This is a genomic window from Shewanella sp. NIFS-20-20 (genome assembly GCF_019209865.1).
Taxonomy (GTDB): Bacteria; Pseudomonadota; Gammaproteobacteria; order Enterobacterales; family Shewanellaceae; genus Shewanella.
The window spans coordinates 1-19051 of sequence record NZ_JAHUTT010000040.1 but is presented as its reverse complement, the minus strand read 5'-3'; the positions used below and the strand labels follow the sequence as shown (position 1 = coordinate 19051).

18 protein-coding genes and 1 pseudogene are annotated in these 19051 nt (G+C 47.9%); 7 read left to right on the top strand and 12 right to left on the bottom strand.

Going from position 1 to position 19051, the window contains the following annotated elements:
• Nucleotide 1: 1 nt before the first annotated feature.
• Complete coding sequence (locus KU855_RS12875) at nucleotides 2-1183, bottom strand: chemotaxis protein (protein ID WP_218530681.1); 1182 nt, start codon at nucleotides 1181-1183, stop codon at nucleotides 2-4.
• Nucleotides 1184-1265: 82 nt separating this feature from the next.
• On the opposite strand from KU855_RS12875, the gene KU855_RS12870 reads away from it, so the two are divergent.
• Together KU855_RS12870 and KU855_RS12865 are read left to right on the top strand one after the other, a co-directional pair.
• Nucleotides 1266-1478: a DUF1289 domain-containing protein gene (locus KU855_RS12870; RefSeq protein WP_218530680.1), complete on the top strand. Its 213-nt coding sequence runs from the start codon at nucleotides 1266-1268 to the stop codon at nucleotides 1476-1478.
• A gap of 87 nt (nucleotides 1479-1565) precedes the next feature.
• Entirely contained in the window at nucleotides 1566-1889 is a 324-nt protein-coding gene (locus tag KU855_RS12865) for a hypothetical protein (RefSeq protein ID WP_218530679.1), read from the top strand.
• 1 nt (nucleotide 1890) lies between these two features.
• On the opposite strand, the gene KU855_RS12860 is transcribed toward KU855_RS12865, so the two are convergent.
• The 5 genes from KU855_RS12860 to KU855_RS12840 all read right to left on the bottom strand — a co-directional run bounded on the left by KU855_RS12860 (nucleotide 1891) and on the right by KU855_RS12840 (nucleotide 7908).
• Entirely contained in the window at nucleotides 1891-2241 is a 351-nt protein-coding gene (locus KU855_RS12860) for a YajD family HNH nuclease (protein WP_218530678.1), read from the bottom strand.
• A gap of 86 nt (nucleotides 2242-2327) precedes the next feature.
• Nucleotides 2328-3041 carry a phosphate signaling complex protein PhoU gene (gene phoU, locus KU855_RS12855; RefSeq protein ID WP_218530677.1) on the bottom strand — a complete coding sequence of 238 codons (714 nt, stop codon included), beginning with the start codon at nucleotides 3039-3041 and terminating at the stop codon, nucleotides 2328-2330.
• Nucleotides 3042-3103: 62 nt separating this feature from the next.
• Nucleotides 3104-3922, bottom strand: a complete 819-nt coding sequence (gene pstB, locus KU855_RS12850) for a phosphate ABC transporter ATP-binding protein PstB (RefSeq protein WP_218530676.1) — start codon at nucleotides 3920-3922, stop codon at nucleotides 3104-3106.
• A 38-nt stretch (nucleotides 3923-3960) separates the two neighbouring features.
• The gene (gene pstA / locus KU855_RS12845; protein WP_218530675.1) at nucleotides 3961-5613 is read right to left on the bottom strand and encodes a phosphate ABC transporter permease PstA; all 1653 of its coding nucleotides are present in this window, start codon (nucleotides 5611-5613) and stop codon (nucleotides 3961-3963) included.
• A gap of 42 nt (nucleotides 5614-5655) precedes the next feature.
• Complete coding sequence (locus KU855_RS12840) at nucleotides 5656-7908, bottom strand: ABC transporter permease subunit (RefSeq protein ID WP_218530674.1); 2253 nt, start codon at nucleotides 7906-7908, stop codon at nucleotides 5656-5658.
• 152 nt (nucleotides 7909-8060) lie between these two features.
• Between KU855_RS12840 and KU855_RS12835 the strand changes: the two genes are divergently transcribed.
• Nucleotides 8061-8555 carry a glycine cleavage system protein R gene (locus tag KU855_RS12835; protein ID WP_218530673.1) on the top strand — a complete coding sequence of 165 codons (495 nt, stop codon included), beginning with the start codon at nucleotides 8061-8063 and terminating at the stop codon, nucleotides 8553-8555.
• Between the two features lie 78 nt (nucleotides 8556-8633).
• Nucleotides 8634-9455 carry a DUF2797 domain-containing protein gene (locus KU855_RS12830; protein ID WP_218530672.1) on the top strand — a complete coding sequence of 274 codons (822 nt, stop codon included), beginning with the start codon at nucleotides 8634-8636 and terminating at the stop codon, nucleotides 9453-9455.
• A gap of 62 nt (nucleotides 9456-9517) precedes the next feature.
• Here the strand turns inward: KU855_RS12830 and KU855_RS12825 are convergent, their stop codons facing one another.
• The gene (locus KU855_RS12825; RefSeq protein WP_218530671.1) at nucleotides 9518-9964 is read right to left on the bottom strand and encodes a GNAT family N-acetyltransferase; all 447 of its coding nucleotides are present in this window, start codon (nucleotides 9962-9964) and stop codon (nucleotides 9518-9520) included.
• A gap of 153 nt (nucleotides 9965-10117) precedes the next feature.
• Between KU855_RS12825 and KU855_RS12820 the strand changes: the two genes are divergently transcribed.
• On the top strand, nucleotides 10118-11047 hold the full coding sequence (locus tag KU855_RS12820) for a LysR family transcriptional regulator (protein WP_218530670.1): 930 nt from the start codon (nucleotides 10118-10120) through the stop codon (nucleotides 11045-11047).
• A gap of 20 nt (nucleotides 11048-11067) precedes the next feature.
• On the opposite strand, the gene KU855_RS12815 is transcribed toward KU855_RS12820, so the two are convergent.
• Together KU855_RS12815 and KU855_RS12810 are read right to left on the bottom strand one after the other, a co-directional pair.
• Nucleotides 11068-11991: a YjjW family glycine radical enzyme activase gene (locus tag KU855_RS12815; protein ID WP_218530669.1), complete on the bottom strand. Its 924-nt coding sequence runs from the start codon at nucleotides 11989-11991 to the stop codon at nucleotides 11068-11070.
• A 2-nt stretch (nucleotides 11992-11993) separates the two neighbouring features.
• Nucleotides 11994-13532 (bottom strand): YjjI family glycine radical enzyme, encoded by a 1539-nt coding sequence (locus tag KU855_RS12810; RefSeq protein WP_218530668.1) that lies wholly within the window; start codon nucleotides 13530-13532, stop codon nucleotides 11994-11996.
• Nucleotides 13533-13791: 259 nt separating this feature from the next.
• Between KU855_RS12810 and KU855_RS12805 the strand changes: the two genes are divergently transcribed.
• A complete protein-coding gene (locus KU855_RS12805) occupies nucleotides 13792-14409 on the top strand; it encodes a peptidylprolyl isomerase (RefSeq protein ID WP_218530667.1) in 618 nt (205 codons plus the stop codon).
• A gap of 78 nt (nucleotides 14410-14487) precedes the next feature.
• Here the strand turns inward: KU855_RS12805 and KU855_RS12800 are convergent, their stop codons facing one another.
• Together KU855_RS12800 and KU855_RS12795 are read right to left on the bottom strand one after the other, a co-directional pair.
• Nucleotides 14488-14871: a DUF2541 family protein gene (locus KU855_RS12800; protein WP_218530699.1), complete on the bottom strand. Its 384-nt coding sequence runs from the start codon at nucleotides 14869-14871 to the stop codon at nucleotides 14488-14490.
• 203 nt (nucleotides 14872-15074) lie between these two features.
• Complete coding sequence (locus tag KU855_RS12795; protein WP_218530666.1) at nucleotides 15075-15995, bottom strand: LysR family transcriptional regulator; 921 nt, start codon at nucleotides 15993-15995, stop codon at nucleotides 15075-15077.
• Between the two features lie 158 nt (nucleotides 15996-16153).
• On the opposite strand from KU855_RS12795, the gene KU855_RS12790 reads away from it, so the two are divergent.
• Complete coding sequence (locus tag KU855_RS12790; protein ID WP_218530665.1) at nucleotides 16154-18238, top strand: alkyl/aryl-sulfatase; 2085 nt, start codon at nucleotides 16154-16156, stop codon at nucleotides 18236-18238.
• Nucleotides 18239-18925: 687 nt separating this feature from the next.
• Here KU855_RS12790 and KU855_RS18890 read toward each other — a convergent pair.
• A pseudogene (locus tag KU855_RS18890) lies at nucleotides 18926-19051 on the bottom strand (transposase); the annotation flags it as partial.

Below are 19051 nucleotides of genomic sequence, written 5' to 3'. Positions count from 1 at the left end.
ATTAACCCTTATTGGCATGCAGTCGAGGCTTGCTGGCCATGCGTTTGCCTAACCACACCCCTAAGCCTAGGGGGGCAAAAAAGACCACTAACAAAAATAGGATGATATAGAGGATCAGGCTTTTAATTAGCGCACTGATTTGTGCAAAGGTTTGCTCGACCGTGCGTTGCACTAAGGTATCGACATCCTGCGCTACCGCTTGGCGCTCGCGGTTGACCATCTGTTCTAATGCCACGCGCTCACGGGTGACCATGGTTTCTAGGGCTTGTCGCTCTACCGACAATTGCGCCAGATTTTTAGCCGCACTGGCATCGAGCTTTTCCAACAACGGACTCAATTCGGTGCGAAGATCCACCGCCAAACTTGCCATCATCTCAGGGCTTTGGGCCATTAATTGCTGAAACTTCGCCGATGTGTCAGAAATACTGGCCAAGGTTTGCTTAATTTCATCGCTATTGATGTTGCTATGCAGGGCAAAAAACTCAGCCTTCCAACCCAAGATTTTCGGGGTTTGGGCCGCCAGCATCGCCATACGATCGGACATGTCAGTCATGACTTCAGGCACACTGCCAAAGGTCGTTACCGCATCAAACTCCCCTATTTTCTTATAGAGCAGCCAATCACTAAATGCAGAAGTGCGACTAAATTGCAGATCAAACAAGGGGTTTGCCGCCACATATTGGCTGATAAATGCTTGATTATCCGCAAAGGCACTGTCAGTCATTAACCCGCGCATACGCTTTTGATAATCGTCAAGCAGCTGTAGGCTAGTGGTCACCGCCAATCGAGTAGCGTCACCAAAGAGATCTTGTCCCTTGCCCGACTCAAAAAACTGGGCCATTTGGGCAGTAAACGCCCAAGTGTCAATCATGGCTGCCACTGGTGATACCTGAAAAATGCTATTGCCCATGGTCTGCTCCGCATGGATTTTCCACAGCAGGCTATGACTCTTGATCTGCAATATCTGGGCGTTATCACCCTTGGCCTGATTGGCAATAGTATCCGCGGTCTGTTCAACCCCAGCGAAGAAGGTACTGCTGTATTCGCGCGTAAATACCCGCATACTCAGTTGTTCTTGTGGCAAGGGCTCGATGCCACTTTCGAGTTTCACTTCAAGCAGTGAACAGCCGCTTAACATACTGACCACACCCCATGTCAGTAAGAGCTGTTTAAATGTGTTCATGACTACCTTCATTAAGAAGTTCATTGAAAAATAAGCTTAACTTTAGCATTATTTAGCCACCTTGAGATCAAGAATACCGCCAATGCGTGAGCCTAATCATCCCAGCCTTTCACCTTGTATCAGCCTATGCGGCCTTAATAGCGATGGCTTTTGCCGAGGTTGCTTTCGCACTATGGAAGAAATTAGCCAATGGCGACACTTAGCTGATGCTGACAAGCGGCATATTCTAAAGCAGTTACCGACAAGGCAGGTGGCGACGTCTACTTGGGTTAAAGCGAATCAGCAACACGAATAGGGGAAAACGGTCAAAGCTTGCGCTAGATCAATCGAGAATTGTGCACATTGGGTATGATTTCCCTCCCACTATTTCACAGGACGGATCTTGCCTAACACCGCTCGAGATCACGAGGACAACCTCGATCTCCCCCTCATCAGCCAGCACGAGTCTCAATTGCTCGATGAAACCTTCATCGGTTTGTCGATGATCTTGTTATTAGCGGTTAGCTTAATTGGCTACTTGATGTATTCGCTATCATTTGGGCTAGTGATGTTTGCCGGCTTGGCGACGGTTATCGGCTTGTTTGGCTGGCGAGCTCAAAAGAAATTACACGCCAGCCAACTGACCACAGCAACCCTGTCTCACTCCGTGGCCGCCCCTAGGGTAACTCACCGCGATACTACAGGCAGTGATAGAGCGCCTAGCTAACTCATTTTTTCATCATGGCCTTTAAATCGGCAAATGGATTAAAGGTGGCCGCCGCTTGTTGGCCTTCGCTGGTTGGACCAAACTGAATTAATTCTTCAAAGCGAGAGTGCTCGTTGTCATGACAAAATAAACACAATAGCTCCCAATTAGAGCCATCCGCAGGATTGTTGTCGTGATTATGATCTCTATGATGTACGGTCAACTCACGTAAATTTTTGTGGGTAAATTCACGAGTACAGCGTCCACACACCCAAGGGTATAACTTAAGTGCCTTCTCGCGATAGCCTTGCTCACGATTGGCTTGATAGGCGCGTTGCTCCGCCAATACTTTATCTAATTTGCTCATGGTCATGGTATTTTGCTCACCGTCAGTCATTGGGCGTATGATAAAACAAAAAAAGCCGCAAGCTTGCGACTTTTTTCAAAAAATTGTGGCGATTATTGCGGATTGATATCTTTTTCCATGTCTTCATACGAGGTGTGGCGCACATCTTTGCCCTTCACGTAATAAATAATGTATTCGCAGATATTCTTGCAGCGATCACCGACTCGCTCGACCGCGCGAGCCGCCCATAACACATCGAGTACCCCCGGAATTGAACGGGGATCTTCCATCATATACGTCATCAGTTGGCGAATAATACTTTCATATTCAGTATCTAACTTAGCATCACTCTTGTGGATCTCTAGCGCCGCTTCGGCATCCATCCGGGCCAAGGCATCTAAGGTCTGATGTAAGGTTCGAGTGGCATGACGCCCCATATTTTCGATGCTCACTAATAGCGGCTGTTGGCTGTTGGTGCGCTTTTCTAAGGCGGCCTTAGCAATCCGCACGCAGGCATCACCAATGCGCTCTAAATCAGTGATGGTTTTAGAGATAGCAATGATTAAGCGTAAATCACTGGCTGCAGGCTGGCGCTTAGCGATTATGCGGGTACATTCTTCATCGATGGCCACTTCCATGCCATTAACGCGATGATCGCCTTCAATCACTTGCTGTGCCAATTCAACATTCAAGGTTGCTAAGGCATCGAGCGCTTGCTCTAACTGACGCTCAACCATACCGCCCATGGTTAACACCCGATGGCGAATGTCTTCTAGTTCAGCATTAAACTGACCAGATATATGCTTATTTAGATTCATGTTTTCCATAATGACGATACCTTTTGCGCTAGTCTAATTGATTTACCTAACCCGCCCAATAGCCGTGGGACTTATCCATAACGACCTGTGATGTAGTCTTCAGTTTTTTTCTTTTTCGGGGTGGTAAATAAGGTATTGGTATCGCCATATTCCACCAAATCCCCCATATACATAAAGGCGGTTTGATCTGAAACTCTGGCCGCTTGCTGCATGTTATGGGTCACGATAACCACAGTGAATTGATTCTTTAATTCAGAGATCAGCTCTTCAATGGTCAAGGTAGAGATGGGGTCCAGCGCCGAGGTAGGTTCATCCAACAACAAGACCTCGGGCTCAATGGCAATGGCTCTGGCGATAACTAAACGCTGCTGTTGTCCACCCGAGAGACCAAAGGCATTTTCATGCAATCTGTCTTTTACCTCATCCCATAACGCCGCGCCCCGCAGTGAGCGTTCACAGGCATCGTCGAGATCCCGGCGATTATTAATGCCTTGCAATCGCAAGCCATAGACCACATTTTCATAAATGGATTTTGGAAATGGATTCGGGCGCTGAAACACCATACCGACATTACGACGCAACGCCGCGACATCCACACTCTTGTCATAAATATTCTGACCATAAAGACGAATTTCGCCGCTAATATGGCAGTTATCGACTAAGTCATTCATGCGATTAATACAACGCAACAAGGTTGATTTACCGCAGCCACTGGGACCAATAAACGCGGTTACTTTTGATTTAGGGATTTTCATCGACACATCAATCAAGGCTGGCTTGGTGCCGTATTTTAGCCCCAAGTTAACTATGTCTAAGGCGATATCCACCGGGGCGGATTGGCCCAAGTCGATGCTTGGATTTTTCATGGTGCGGGTATCAATTGAAATCATGGTAGTTATCCTATTACTCAGTAGCACTCAATGCTGGATTAGTGCTCTAGTGAGCGATATTTTTCACGAAGATGGTTACGCACACCAATGGCCGTCAAGTTTAAGGTCACAATCACAGTCACCAATAAAAATGAGGTGGCATAAACCAAGGGGCGAGCGGCCTCAACATTGGGACTTTGAAAACCAACATCATAAATGTGGAAGCCTAAATGCATGAATTTACGTTCTAAATGCACGAACGGAAAATTCCAGTCCAGCGGTAAAGTCGGTGCTAGTTTTACCACTCCCACCAACATTAATGGCGCCACTTCGCCGGCCGCGCGAGCCACCGCTAAGATCAACCCGGTCATAATCGCGGGACTGGCCATGGGGATCACAATCCGCCATAAGGTTTCGGCTTTCGTCGCCCCTAGGGCTAAACTGCCTTGGCGCACGGCGCTTGGAATACGCGACAAACCTTCCTCGGTGGAAACAATCACCACTGGCAACGTCAAGATAGCTAAGGTTAACGCCGACCAAATGACCCCTGGTGAGCCAAATGTCGGTGCCGGTAAGGCTTCGGGATAAAATAGTTGGTCAATCGAGCCACCTAACACATACACAAAGAAACCCAAGCCAAACACACCGTAAACAATCGACGGCACGCCCGCTAAGTTAATCACCGCGATGCGGATCATCTTAGTGATGGGGCCTTTTTTAGCGTATTCGTGTAAATAAATCGCCGCAACCACCCCAAATGGGGTCACAATCACAGCCATCAACATGACCATAAACACGGTACCAAAAATCGCGGGAAACACCCCGCCTTCGGTGTTGGCTTCTCTGGGGTCATCCATCACAAAGTTAGCCATGCCCGTCAACCACTGCATCAGCTTTTGGGCAAGGTTCAGATCATTAGGATAAGTCACATGCAATACTTGGCTAAGATTGAGGGTTACCTCGGCACCGCGCATGTCCTTGACGACAACACTGTCGCGTTCGGCTTGTTTGCGATAATCAAATAAGGTGTTCTCTAACACTAAATAATCGCTATTGAGCACATCGGTCTGAGATTGCAGCTCGGCCTGGTTATCGGCGTTGAGCGCATGGTCCAACTCCAGCTTACGTTCTTTGAGGCGAATGCGCTCAAGCTGATAGTTAATGGCACCAATATCCTGCTTCTGCAAATCCAGCGCTTGCTCGCTGAGCTCAACCGCGCGATTAACGTGCTCGGCTAAGGTCAAGGGTAAATTATCGCTCGCCACTGGCTGGCCTTGATTTAACACGGCCAGCGGATAACCATAAAAGTTACCATTCTTAGTGCGCTCAAAAATGGCCACATCTTTGGGCTCAGAGCGACTAACGATGTCGGTTGCCAACACCCAACGAAAATCGAGACCAACAAACTCACGGTTACCCGTCTTAATTAAATAACGGGTGACCATCTCTTCAGGCGGCTGACTAAACGTGTACCCCGCAGCAATTAAGCGCTCGCTGGGGACTTGCTCTGAATCATAAAGTTGACCAATTAACGTCGAGGTATGGCCTTGGCTATCTTGTAATTGCCACTCATAGACAGTGGCAGGCCAAAAGTAGCTTAAGCCGCGCCAAGCAATTAATAGTAACAATCCCAATACGGCGATAAGACTTAAGCTAACTGCCCCGCCCGTCATCCAAATCCAAGGTGAGCCGGATTTAAACCAGTTACCCATTGTGACTCCTGCTTCTCATTATTTTCATTAGTAAGTTGGCGCTTAAAGTGAGCTATAGCGTTCACGCAAACGCTGGCGCACAACTTCGGCAATGGTGTTGAAGAAAAAGGTGATGATAAATAACACAAAGGCCGCCAAGAACAGCACCCGATAATGGGTACTGCCAATGGCCGACTCTGGCATTTCTACCGCGATATTGGCCGACAAACTGCGCATCCCTTCGAGCACACTCCACTCCATAATGGGGGTATTACCTGTGGCCATTAACACAATCATGGTTTCGCCTACGGCGCGGCCAAGCCCCATCATCACCGCGGAGAAAATACCGGGACTGGCAGTTAACAACACCACCCGAGTCAAGGTTTGCCATTGGGTCGCGCCTAAGGCTAACGAGCCATTCGATAAGTGACGTGGCACCGAGAAAATGGCATCTTCAGCGATGGAAAAAATGGTTGGGATAACCGCAAACCCCATCGCAATGCCCACCACTAAGGCATTGCGCTGATCGAAAGTGATCCCAAGTTCATTGGTAATAAATTTGCGGGTGTTGCCATCAAAAAGCCAGATTTCGACCATAGGACTCAAGCTAAAGCAGCCATAAGTGACGGCGATTAATATCGGCAATAACATTAATTCACGGTAGGTGTCAGGCAAGCGCTCTTTAAGTTTGGCCGACATCAAGTGCCACAGTAACGCGCTGACAATGATGCTTAGCGGCAGCACGATAATCAGCGCCACCACTGCCGGTAAGTTATTTTCAATTAAGGGGGCTAACCATAAACCGGCGAGGAAGCCTAAAATCACTGTGGGTAAGGCTTCCATAATTTCAATGGTCGGTTTTACTACGCTGCGCACTTTGGCCGACATAAAATAGGCAGTATATACTGCCCCGCCAATGGCCAAGGGCACAGCAAAAACCATGGCATACAAGGCGGCTTTCATGGTACCGAATACTAATGGCATCAAGCTAAGCTTGGCTTCAAAATCGTCAGAGCCTGAGGTCGACTGCCACACATATTTAGGCTCGGGGTAGCCTTCATACCACACCTTACTCCATAAGGCGCTCCACGACACTTCAGGGTGAGAGTTTTCAACCTTAAATAAGTGCAGCTTATTGCCAGCATCAACCACCAAGGCGTTGGAACGCGGGCTAAAACCCATGGTCTTAACCGGTCCTAAATCAAAGGTTGCATCGAATAACTGCCGCTGACTGGTGGTATATAACAGTGACAACTCCCCTGTGTCCGTCACGGCCACGAAACTTTTACGGTAAAACTCCGATGCCACCGAGACCACATTGGCGTCGAGTTTGAAATCGCGGATCACTTGATATAAACGACCTTTAGGACTCAGCACTTGGAATAATTGATTGATCACCCCATCGTCATAAGCCACCAGAATCGAACTGGCCCCCGCCAATAAGGTAATCTCATTGACCTTGGCATGTTGGCGCTCTAAATCGACCACTTGGGCCAAGGCCAATTCATCGGCATAGCGAATATCATAAATAAACAGTTTGGTACCTGCCTGTAATAACAACTGGCGCTGATCAGGAGTCATCAGCACATGTTGCACGATTTTAGGGGCATCAGTAACCGCCACTCGTGTTTGCGACCATTCAACCTCTTCGGTCATCATGTTCTCTTCGCCCACCAAGCGGGTCAACCACCATTGTTTTGCGCCATCTTGATAGGCAAAACTCATTTTTTGTGGCTGGTAGGCGAAAGCTAAGCGTTCGATACCTTCATGATGAGTCAACTGGATTGGCGCTATCGGATAAGTCACTTTGGGGCTAATGACACGAACATTATCTGGATAGGTCACTCCAAAACCTATGGCGCCAATGATGGCTTGGCCATTATCGAGGCCGAGGGCATAGGTTTGGGTTTCAGGGGTGGACGCCGCAGCGCTTATTACAGTGGCATTGGCGGGTAAGGTCGGGGCGAATCGGCCCATACTCTGACCATTAAGCGCGCTATAAAAGTCCACTTGGCCGGTTGTCGATACGCGATACAGCACTTCATTTTGCTCATCACTACCGACCATCAGGCTCAGCGTATCGCTCATCTCATAGGCGATATTTTTTTCAAAAGTGACGTCCGCACCATCAAAAATAGGCTTAACTACATAGAGTAAATAGAAAAAAATCAATAACAAAGCAACAAATACTAAGGTACCACCTAAAGTCACGCTGGCCTCGGTGAGCTTATCCTTAATGGCACGGCTACGGGCACCGTTATGGCTATGCAAAATGTTTTTTGCTGGCTTAGAATTTGGACTCACCTGACTGTCCATTCAATACCTCTGTTATTTATATTCATTGCGGGCTTATTGAGAATGGCGTTAATGATGTGTTATCACTAATGCCGTGCTATCCCAACTTTGATGGGGTGCAGTATATGACGCAAATATGACAAGCGTGTTACACCAACCATTAAGGATGCAATATGGCAAGATACTTACTGACACTTCAAGTTCCCGATCGTACTGGCCTAGTTGAAATCATTGCCAATGATATCAGTCGTCATGGTGGCACTTGGCTAGATTCTGAATTAATGCATCTCGATGGTACTTTTGCGGCCATTATTCAAATTTCGGCGCCCGAGTCGGCGATTGATGCACTGATTGAAAATATCGAGTGTATCGACGGCTTAACCCTGCACTATCGCTTATTGGGTCAACCCAGTCGCAGCCAGCGTATAAACTGGGAAGTTGTCGCCTATGATAGGGTCGGGCTGGTGCGAGATATTGCTAATAAAATTAGTGCGTTAAATATTAACATCGAACACCTTAGCAGCCAACTTGATCAAGCAGAACATACCGGAGTGCCCTTATTTAGAGCATCATTAAGCTTGTCAGATGTTACCGATGCTAAGGCCTCGGCCTTAAAAGACAGCCTTTACCAACTAGGCGATGACGTAGTGATAGATAAAATCGATTAATCGCAGCGGTCTCCTTGGCGTTTTATCTGGTACACTGGCGCGTTAATTCGCGCTTTTTTTTATGACAAGGACATGACTATGCAAGGCACATTGGTAAAAATGCGCACCCAACTCGACAGCGACAATGGGGTGCAATACCACTTGCCCATCGGTGAGCAATCTCTTCACCTTAACCCGCTAATAGGCAAAACCCTGACCCTAAATTTTAGTGGTCAGATTTTTTGTTGCCATTGCGGCAAAAAAACCAAGAAAAGCTATGCCCAAGGCCATTGTTTCCCTTGCATGCAAAAGCTCGCTAGCTGTGACATGTGCATTATGAAGCCAGAAACCTGTCATTATGATCAAGGCACTTGTCGCGAACCTGAGTGGGGACAAAAAAATTGCTACACCCCCCATTATGTTTATCTGGCCAACACCTCAGGGCTCAAAGTCGGCATTACTCGCCATAGCCAAATTCCGACGCGCTGGCTCGATCAAGGGGCGACTCAAGGCTTGCCGATTTTAAAAGTGGCCAACCGTCAGCTCTCTGGCTTAGTGGAAGTCGAATTAGCCAAGTTGGTCAAGGATAAAACCCAGTGGCAAGCCATGCTTAAAGGCAATGCCGATGACCTCGATTTAGCGGCGCAAGCAGAGCACTTGTTACCGCAAATTCAAGCGCACCTAACTGACTTAATCAATGACAAAGGTGCCGATAGCATTGAAGTGCTTAACAGCAGCACCCAAGCCATTCGTTTCCCGGTGAGCGAGTTCCCCAAGAAAGTTAAATCTTTCAATGCCGATAAACAGCCGCTCATTAGCGATGTATTAGTGGGCATAAAGGGCCAATACCTGATATTTGAAACTGGGGTCATCAATATCCGCAAATACACGGGGTATGAAGTCACGGTCTCGGTGGAATAACGGCCTCACTATATACGACGCAACTGCGGTGGCGCCTTTTTGTGACACAGACACCACCGCAATTATTCGGGATAACGGCTATAGCCGTAAAAATCATCGAGGGAGCGGCGAAAACCGAGGGACTCATATAAATGTTGTCCGGCCAGATTATCTTTAGCCGTCGACAAATCTACTCGCCCTGCGCCATGGTCAAAGGCATAGTTGCAGGCCATTTGCATCAATTGGCGACCTATGCCCTGCTGACGCGCTCGGCTAGCCACGAATAAATCGTATAAGATCACAATCTTAGTGGCATCTAACGAACAAAAGCTCCAGTACAGCTGGGTGAAACCTTGCAATGTCCCTTGGGTCTGCGCCACAAAAATGATCGACTCTTGTTGAGACAGTCGCGCCTCAATATAACCTAAGGCAACGGCAGGATCGGGTGGATAACCATAAAACTGGCGATAGCCATCAAACAGGGGCGCAATCAAGTGCGCGTCAACCAGCGACGCTTGACGAATAATCATGGGCGCAACCTCAATCACTGACAGCGTCAGTGGTAATCTAGCTTAGGAGCAATCTCATCGGATATAAGTATCGGCTTAATAAAATATGAGCCTAGCCACATCTTCACCATTAAGCCTAGGCTATACTGCCGCTTTTAGACTGACCTTAGTTAAATGAACACCCTGCAACTGTCGCGCATCAACCTTAAGCACCTGACCGTGCTGCAAGTGCTACTTCAAACCTCGAGTGTCACCTCGACCGCGCAACAATTGTGTTTAAGTCCATCGACCGTCAGCAAAACCTTAGCGCAATTGCGGTTACTGTTAGGTGATGAATTATTTTACCGCGAGGGCAATCAGCTCAGCGCAACGCCCATCGCCCACAGCTTAGCGCCCGCACTGCATGCGGTACTCAGCAGCATGCAAGGCTTGTTGCAACCCCAACAATTTATTCCCGAGCAATTTCAAGGTAAATTTAGACTGGCCATGCGTGACAGCTGCGTCGAGTTGTTCGCCGATGTGTTATCTAAGCATTTGATCGGCGCCTGCCCCCAGGCACAAGTGACCTTATATGCCAAAGAGCACTATGGCATGGATGCACTGCTCAAAGGCTTGGTCGATGTGGTAATTTTGCCCCACGATATTAGCCAGCCGCCAACCCAGCATCAGGATCTCTTATGGCAAGCCTTGCTGACCGATGAGATGGTGTGTTTAATGGCGGCAGATCATCCCTTAGCTCACCAAGCAAACCTCAGTATTGAAGATTACCTTCGCTATCGTCATATCGGCATTACTGATAGTGAACTCAACCAACCCTATTTTGAACTGTTACTGGCCCAGCAGTATCATGCCCGCAGCATCGCCTTAACCGTGGCGGATTTTGGCAGTGCCGCCGCCATGTGTCAGCGCAGTCAGTTATTATTTACCTGTTCACAACTCTGGTCTAATCGCGCGCTACAAGCGCAACATCTGATCCAAAAAAGCCTGCCTTTCGATTATGGTAATGTCGGCTACAGTTTGGTCTGGCACCCTCAAAGCCTCAATAACCCCGCCATCAAGTGGCTACAACAGCAATTAGTGTCGACTTTAGGGCAAATGGGCTAGCCACCAACAACGCCGCTGAGTTAAGCCTGCAATGGCGGCGGGATCTCGCGGCCGCTATGCCGGATTAACGCTTGTCTTAGTTGGCGTATTTGCGCTGGCGTGCACTCAGGCCAATGCCGAGCTTGGCCGCGCACCCCATGCTGGCGAAACCCATTGAGCCGAATCGTCACTGCGCTTGGCAAGCTCGCTAGCCAAGCGCCCACATTCACCTGCTCGCGCTCAAAATCTGAATAGTGAGGAATATGCAAAATTCTGACCTCGGCCAATGCATTGGCAGCGGCTAAATAGCTGATGCTGCGCAAAACTTGGCGATTACTGCGGCCGGTTAATTGGCGATGGACTTGCTCATCCCAAGCTTTGATATCGATCATCGCGCCGTCAAGATACGGCATCAGCGCTTGCCAGCCGCGCTCAGCCAGCTGGCCATTGCTGTCAATAAAACAACTTAAGTGACGTAACGCTGGCGTGCTCTTGATGGCTTTAAATAAGGCGATAACAAAGCGTAACTGCATGGTCGCCTCCCCCCCACTGACGGTCACACCGCGAATAAACGCGGCTCTTGGTAGCAACATCGCTAAGAGTTCCGTCACGCTGACCCGCGCAATTTTAGGGCTAGATTGATCATTGCAGACATCGATGCAACGATCGCAATCAGTGCATAAGCTTGGCTGCCAATGCACCTTACCATCACCGCCAAGCGTCAAGGCCCCCGCGGGACACTCACTCACACACTCAGCACAATGATGACAAGTGTTGATCGTATGCGGGTTATGGCACGAAACACAATTAAAATTGCAGCCTTGCAAGAAAATTACCAGCCGATTACCCGGGCCATCGACACAAGAGAAAGGTAAAATTCGGCTCACATAGGCCACAGGTTCAAGAGTCACCGCCCGCGGATCTTCATCGAGGTGCACTACTGCGGGGATGCGCTCAGCCGTCATGATTACGAGTTCGCCTTGGCCATAAACACAGGTGACATTTCTTGGCTGACTACCCGTGGGCGGCGCGCTAACACTTGGGTTTTGTCGGCGGCTTCGGCCCCTAAAAAGGTGGTGTTGGTACGCGAGCCTTCGGCCTGATATTTAGCAATATCTGACAACTTGACCATATAGCCGGTGATCCGCACTAAATCGTTGGACTCAACGTTGGCGGTAAACTCACGATAGCCACTGGCAAAAGCACCTAAACATAAGTCCATTAACGCGGTGGGGTTGGCCTTGATCGTAGCATCTAAGGTTAAAATATCGCTAATGCCCGATGGATAATATTGATGTTGCGGCGCCGTCGCCATCACATAACTGACAGGATCCGGCTCTTGGCCATAAGCGATACGCACCCCTGGAGTCACGCCAACATCAAGACTGATCCCGCCTTGAGCATGCAATAACGCCCGTTGTTGCCAGCCATATTTGACCTCAGTGGCGCTGACAATCTCATGCAAACGCGCAGAAATGCGCAAGGCTAATTGATTGGCAGCAGCATCGTAACCGTAGCGCGCATCACAGCCCTCAAGCGTCAGTAATTCCTGCACGGCTTCGGCCATGCCAAAAATGCCAAACATAGGCACAAATCTGGCTTCATCAATTAAGCCTTCCTTAACCAAGAAGCTATTAAAGAAGCCAGACTCTTGGTGCAAAAACTCACTGCGAGCATCAATTAAGGTAAACACCCGCTGACAATAATCTTCCAGTAAATTGTCGAAAAAGTCGTCAGCACTGATCGCTAATTGTGCCAAGGACTTTAAGTTCAAGCGCACTAAGGTATTCGCACCGCCGCCTAAGGGTAAGGCGTTATAACAACTAACAATGCCAAAACGACCTTCACCAAAGACCTCATTGTGCAGTGGCGTATTGGCAATATGGGGTTTACTGCACTCGGTAATATTTATGCAGGCCTTCAACAACAAGGACTCAGGGGTAATATCCTTGTCGTAATAAAAGGTGAGATTGGGAGCGATTTGCTTGAGTTCGGCATCGACAGCCAAAATGGTGCGGCACACTAGATTATCACTCGGACCAATATTGACGTGCATAAAGGCATCGGGCAAGGTTCTATCGAGCATCACCCAAAAACGGCGTAATTTAGTGTAAACCTCATGTGCAGTTAACTCACCGACATAGGGCATGAGTAAGCGGTCTAAGTGCCCTAAAAACACGGGAATACCGGTGACCGACGGCACATGATGATAGAGGATGGACAACATATGAAGGGCGTCGTCAAAATCTGTGGCTGGCGCTAACTCTAAATAGTCAGAACCCTTAGCTAAAAACACCTCATAATCGGGCAGAACATAACGAGGCTTAAAGGGGGCATTGCCTTCAAACATGTCGCAAATAACCCCTGAGGCCATGGCATCGAGGACGCTTTTATCTTGACAGGGATAAGGCATCATCCCCTCGGCTTGTAGCGCGAGCCACTGAGATTTTTGTTGCGCCGATAAGTTGGCATCGCCAATGATTTTTTGAATGTTCACCAGAGTCATAGATATTACCCATCATAAAATTAGGGGTATAGTAACCATGGCCAGCGCCTAACTCGAATGAATTAAAACCGAGGGCGGATTTCCAAATCGGAAATTCCTTAGCCTTCATCACCACGCTGGCATCAGTCAAGCGCGAGATTGCAGCGACAATACATATGTAACACTTTGTATTTTCAATTAATTTAACTTGTTGATGCTAATAATTTAAGCAATATTGTCAGCCAATCGTACCTAGTTTTTGGTCGAATAAGGACATTCAATGCACAAAACCCTACTTTCTCTCACGCTACTATTCTCACTTTCGGCTTGCGACAGTGACATTCTCACGACAATGCCACCGACCAACCCAGATCCGAACCCCGCGCCGCCGATGTCATTGGATGTGTGTTACACCATGACCACGACCCTAGGTGACATAGGTATCGCCATTGATACCAGCAACACCCCAATCACCGGCAACAACTTTGTCCGCTATGTCGAAGAAGGGTTTTACGAAGACACCATATTCCATCGGGTAGTGCACAATTTTGTGGTGCAAGGGGGCGGATTTAGTCAAGGATTAGTCACCAAACCGACCCATGCCCCGATCCTCAATGAAGCTAAGGTAGGCTTTAGTAATGAACGCGGTACGCTCGCCATGGCACGTACCAATGCGCCACATTCGGCCGACTCGCAATTCTTTATTAATGTATTGGATAACCCGCAGCTCAACGCCAGCGCGAGCTCAGCAGGATACGCAGTATTTGGGCGGGTTATTGAAGGGATGGAGGTAGTTGATCAAATCAATATTGTGCCAGTCACCAATGCGGGCGTTTATGAAAATGTCCCGATCACAGATATCCTGATTACCGAAATCACTGAGCGCAGCTGTCGATAATTATCATTAGCGCCTAACAGCAGCGTTAGGCGCTAACCAGCTTGTGATTTTATCGCTAATCCCTTAACGCTTTAGCCATTATTTACGGCCTAACACTTTAACCCCAGCCTTTGATCCTTCTGAATTGCCAAACACTTCGAGCTTTTTAACGCAGCGCTTATAGGCGAATTTACGCCAATCGGTGGTTTGGTTCTTTTTAAGATCCCGATAAAAGCGAATGGTTTTAGTGTCGCCATTGTTAAAGGTGACCACCACTCGCTCGAGAGTGAGATCGCGCTCGGCTTTCACCTTAATCGCATTAGCCTTACGGCACACCAACAAGGGAATTTTGGCACCATGATCACCACTGCCCAATAAAATGGTGCGCCCTAAGGTAATTTGTTCATCGTCGGCAACGGCGATACTAGGTAGAGTGATTGCAGTGGTTGCGAGCAGCAGTGAAGCAATTGATAATCGAAACATGGTTGTCATTACATGGCCTATACGGTTGACGGTGCCATCAAAAACGATGCCGCACCAACTCGCCAAACTCCATGGCACAAACATAAGATTAGCTTAATCGAGCTAAGGTTTCGGCCCACCGAAAAATCAGCGGGGCCGAAGTATAATCATTTATCAGCCAATGACTGAGATTGTCATTATCAAAGCTTGATGTCGGCCACAAACTAACCCTTAGATGAATTAAGTGCCTTGACGACCATCTCCTTAATGGCTTGCCGTAACCACAGGTGTGCGGGGTTGTCTTGATTGCGGCGATGCCAAATCATCGACAACGGAATGGGCCTAACCAGCACTGGCATTTCAATGATTTGCAGATTAAATGCCTGCTGATATTTATGGGCTAAGGTGCGCGCGCAAGCGCCTAAACAGTCACTTTGAGCCACCAGCGCGGCTAACGACAACAACGAGCTCGCCTCGGCCACCACTTTACGCGCGGATAAGTCCGCCATCGCAAAGTAATCCACTGCCGACATATTAGCGCGAGTTAAATGCAAGCGAATATGTTGCTCGGCTAAATATTGCTCACGGGTAACACTGGCCTGAACTCTGGGATGATCACGCCGACAAATGACCACAATCGTTTCATCGAATAAGGGTTCACTCTGCAAAGAACTGTGTAAATTGGTGCTGTTATCTATGGCTAAATCGGCTTGCTGCCTAAGTAAGGCTTCTAAAATAGGCGCCTCGCTGGAATGCTCTTCCTTAAAGATAATCAGCGGATTACCTTGTTGCTGCAAGGCCAAGGCATGGGGCTGAATTAAATTGGTGACCGACTCTAGCGCTAACACCGTAAAATTAATTTTGGTATTTTTACAATCAAAGACCTGCATGTTATCTAACACACCGGCCATAATATCCAGTGCTGGCGCGAGCTGCTGCATCAGTTGATGGGCATATTGCGTTGCCACTATGCCCCGCCCTTTGCGAACAAAGATGTCTTGGCCACATTGTAGGCTTAAACGTTTAATCGCCCCACTGACCGCCGCTTGCGTGACCTCCAGTTGCTCGGCCGCCAAGGTGATTGACTGATGTCGATACACCAAGGCAAATACGGTAAACAAATTAAGATCGAGTTTCTCTGTCATGGATTGTTAACCACCATTCATAACCAATACTTATGTATCAACCATAGTTACCTTAGTTTATCTTAACTGTCGAACCTTTATGATGGATTTAGTTCATTAATTGCTTACTTATTCAGCAACTAAATGGCCATAGATTGTTAATCAATAAGGGACATTGCATGAAAATTAGCACCATAACAGCCATCATTATCTCAAGCCTCAGCTGGCAAGCCCTAGCGAACAGTCATGGAGCGGGTCAAGACGAACACGCCTTAACCACCTCATTCATGTACCAAGGCAAGCCTGCCACGGCGGCGACAAAAGCGTATAATCAGGCTTTTGCTCAAGGATTAAACTTTGAAGATAACCAAGCGTTTATCGAAGGCAGAGCCCAATTAATCGCACCTTTAGATGCTGCCACCTCTGCGCTGCTGGCCGATGCCTATCAATTTATTGGTGACACGGTTCCTGACACGATTAACCCCTCGCTCTATCGCCAAGCACAAATGAATAATGAAGCTTATGGTCTGTATCAGGTTAACGATAAAATTTTCCAAATCCGCGGGACCGATCTGGCCAACATGAGCCTAGTGCGTAGCGATCACGGCTGGATTGTCTTTGATCCGCTCACCACCCGTGAAGCCGCCAAAGCCTCCTTGGCATTTGCCCTCAAGCATTTACCCTATGGCAACAATGATCCCGTGGTCGGCATGGTCTATTCCCATTCCCATGCCGACCATTTTGGTGGCTCACGTGGCGTACAGGATATGTTTCCCGATGTTACCGTCTATGGCTCGGCCGACATCACCAAAGAAATGGTCGATGAAAACGTGTTAGCAGGCAATGTCATGTCGCGCAGAACCTCTTACCAATATGGCGCCACTATGGTGCCATCGGACACCACCATCGTCGATGCCGCCCTATCTAACGGCATTGCCAAAGGTGAGATCACCTATGTCTTACCCGATCACGAAGTCAATCAGCAAGACAAGTTTGAAGTTGTTACCATTGATGGTCTAGAAGTGATCTTTATGGATGCGTCCGGCACAGAGGCCGTCTCAGAAAGTGTGGCCTATATTCCTAGCTTAAAAACCATTTGGGCTGCCGAAGTGACGTATAAAGGCATGCACAATGTCTACACCTTACGCGGGGCGAAAGTCCGCGACGCTTTAAAATGGTCTAAAGAAATCAACAACATGCTGCAGCAATGGGGAGGCGAAGCCCAATTCCTGTTTTCGGCTCACAGCTCCCCTATCTGGGGCAATGATGACATTGTCGATTTTTTGAAATTACAGCGTGATAACTATGGCTTTGTGCATAATCAATCCCTGCGCCTAGCCAACAATGGCGTTGTGCTCCAAGACATAGGTTGGGAGATTGAAAAAGTCCTGCCCAAAAGCATTAAAGACGCCTGGCATACCAATGGTTACCACGGCACTTATTCCCATAATGCCCGCGCAGTGTACAACATGTACCTCGGCTTCTTTGATATGAATCCGGCCAATCTCAACCCGTTACCCACCCAAGCAGAAGCGGCTAAATTTGTCGAATACATGGGCGGTGCCGATGCGGTACTCACCCGAGCCAAGGCCGATTTTGCCAAGGGGGAATACCATTTTGTGGCCACGGCATTAAACAAAGTCGTCACTCATAACCCAAGCAATAATGACGCTCGCAGCCTATTGGCCGATACCTATGAACAATTGGGTTATCAAGCCGAAGGTGCTGGCTGGCGAAATATCTACTTGTCTGGCGCCCAAGAGTTACGTATAGGTCGCCAACCGGGTGCTTTGAAGTCAGCATCGGCAGACGTCATTTCAGAAATGCCAATCAGCTCATTACTGGACTTTCTTGCCATTCAAATAGACTCAATTAAGGCGCAAGATTACCAATTTGAGATCAACTTAGTATTGCCTGACACGGGCGAAATCTATGTGGTCGAACTGGCGAATGGTAATTTAAGCAATGCAAAAATCGCCAAGCCTAAGGCCAACGTGGATGCCACCTTAACCATTCATCAAGCAGATATTGTTAAACTTAACCTTAAGCAGATCACCTTGACTGAATTACTTAAGTCCAAAGCCGCGACCATCAAAGGCGATGATGCCTTCTTGACTATCATACCTAAAGTGATGGTCCCGTTTGATCCCGCATTTGAAATCGTCCCCTTGCCGAGTGGTGAAGTGATTGAAGCTAACCGCGCCAAATTTATGCAACCCCCTAAGCCAATCGCTCACAACAACCGCCTTCATGGGCATGATTAACACAGAATGAATCTGCCGTTTTCATCTTAAATCATGAGTCACGACACATCCAATGCAAATGCCGCGATAAACGTGTTCATCGCGGCATTTTGTTGCTTATGATTCAGCGCCACCATTCATCCATTGAAGGGAACCAAAATAAGCCATGAAATCCACTCGTGATTTACCAAAGCTAACAAGTATGCCGCTAACGAATAAATAACTAATTAGCCATTTCAACAACTAAGCAACAACTAAGAAGCCACCCACAATAAAACAATGATTTAACCCGCATCCTCGCGCTATGTCAGCAATCATCTCACGCTTAACGAGGTCAGAACGTTTCAACGGCACTGTTAGACTCTCACCTTGTGTTTAGTCGAAAGATATGGCGCTTATTTGCAGCTCATCACTGTGATTCGGGCAGGCTAAATCGACTCATGGACAATGAGTTAATTTTTAGAAAACAACTAAGAAGCCACCCATAATAAAACAATGATTTAACCCGCATCCTCGCGCTATGTCAGCAATCATCTCACGCTTAACGAGGTCATAACGTTTCAACGGCACTGTTAGACTCTCACCTTGTGTTTAGTCGAAAGATATGGCGCTTATTTGCAGCTCATCACTGTGATTCGGGCAGGCTAAATCGACTCATGGACAATGAGTTAATTTTTAGGGGAAAAGGGGGAGCTCAGTGGCTATCGGTCAGTGGGTATTCAAATACTGACAACTCTTGACAAAGTGCCGTCGTCGTTTTTGTAAATGCTCACAAAATTTATCCAGCTCTTGCGTATTTCCTGCCGGCCCATGGAATAACTGGCCAAATTCAGT

What these genes read in the sequence shown, in the direction of transcription:
- KU855_RS12875 (WP_218530681.1), bottom strand. Translation starts at nt 1,183, where the DNA reads ATGAACACATTTAAACAGCTCTTACTGACATGGGGTGTGGTCAGTATG.
- KU855_RS12870 (WP_218530680.1), top strand. Translation starts at nt 1,266, where the DNA reads ATGCGTGAGCCTAATCATCCCAGCCTTTCACCTTGTATCAGCCTATGC.
- KU855_RS12860 (WP_218530678.1), bottom strand. Translation starts at nt 2,241, where the DNA reads ATGACCATGAGCAAATTAGATAAAGTATTGGCGGAGCAACGCGCCTAT.
- phoU (WP_218530677.1), bottom strand. Translation starts at nt 3,041, where the DNA reads ATGGAAAACATGAATCTAAATAAGCATATATCTGGTCAGTTTAATGCT.
- pstB (WP_218530676.1), bottom strand. Translation starts at nt 3,922, where the DNA reads ATGATTTCAATTGATACCCGCACCATGAAAAATCCAAGCATCGACTTG.
- pstA (WP_218530675.1), bottom strand. Translation starts at nt 5,613, where the DNA reads ATGGGTAACTGGTTTAAATCCGGCTCACCTTGGATTTGGATGACGGGC.
- KU855_RS12840 (WP_218530674.1), bottom strand. Translation starts at nt 7,908, where the DNA reads ATGGACAGTCAGGTGAGTCCAAATTCTAAGCCAGCAAAAAACATTTTG.
- KU855_RS12835 (WP_218530673.1), top strand. Translation starts at nt 8,061, where the DNA reads ATGGCAAGATACTTACTGACACTTCAAGTTCCCGATCGTACTGGCCTA.
- KU855_RS12830 (WP_218530672.1), top strand. Translation starts at nt 8,634, where the DNA reads ATGCAAGGCACATTGGTAAAAATGCGCACCCAACTCGACAGCGACAAT.
- KU855_RS12825 (WP_218530671.1), bottom strand. Translation starts at nt 9,964, where the DNA reads ATGATTATTCGTCAAGCGTCGCTGGTTGACGCGCACTTGATTGCGCCC.
- KU855_RS12820 (WP_218530670.1), top strand. Translation starts at nt 10,118, where the DNA reads ATGAACACCCTGCAACTGTCGCGCATCAACCTTAAGCACCTGACCGTG.
- KU855_RS12815 (WP_218530669.1), bottom strand. Translation starts at nt 11,991, where the DNA reads ATGACGGCTGAGCGCATCCCCGCAGTAGTGCACCTCGATGAAGATCCG.
- KU855_RS12810 (WP_218530668.1), bottom strand. Translation starts at nt 13,532, where the DNA reads ATGACTCTGGTGAACATTCAAAAAATCATTGGCGATGCCAACTTATCG.
- KU855_RS12805 (WP_218530667.1), top strand. Translation starts at nt 13,792, where the DNA reads ATGCACAAAACCCTACTTTCTCTCACGCTACTATTCTCACTTTCGGCT.
- KU855_RS12800 (WP_218530699.1), bottom strand. Translation starts at nt 14,871, where the DNA reads ATGTTTCGATTATCAATTGCTTCACTGCTGCTCGCAACCACTGCAATC.
- KU855_RS12795 (WP_218530666.1), bottom strand. Translation starts at nt 15,995, where the DNA reads ATGACAGAGAAACTCGATCTTAATTTGTTTACCGTATTTGCCTTGGTG.
- KU855_RS12790 (WP_218530665.1), top strand. Translation starts at nt 16,154, where the DNA reads ATGAAAATTAGCACCATAACAGCCATCATTATCTCAAGCCTCAGCTGG.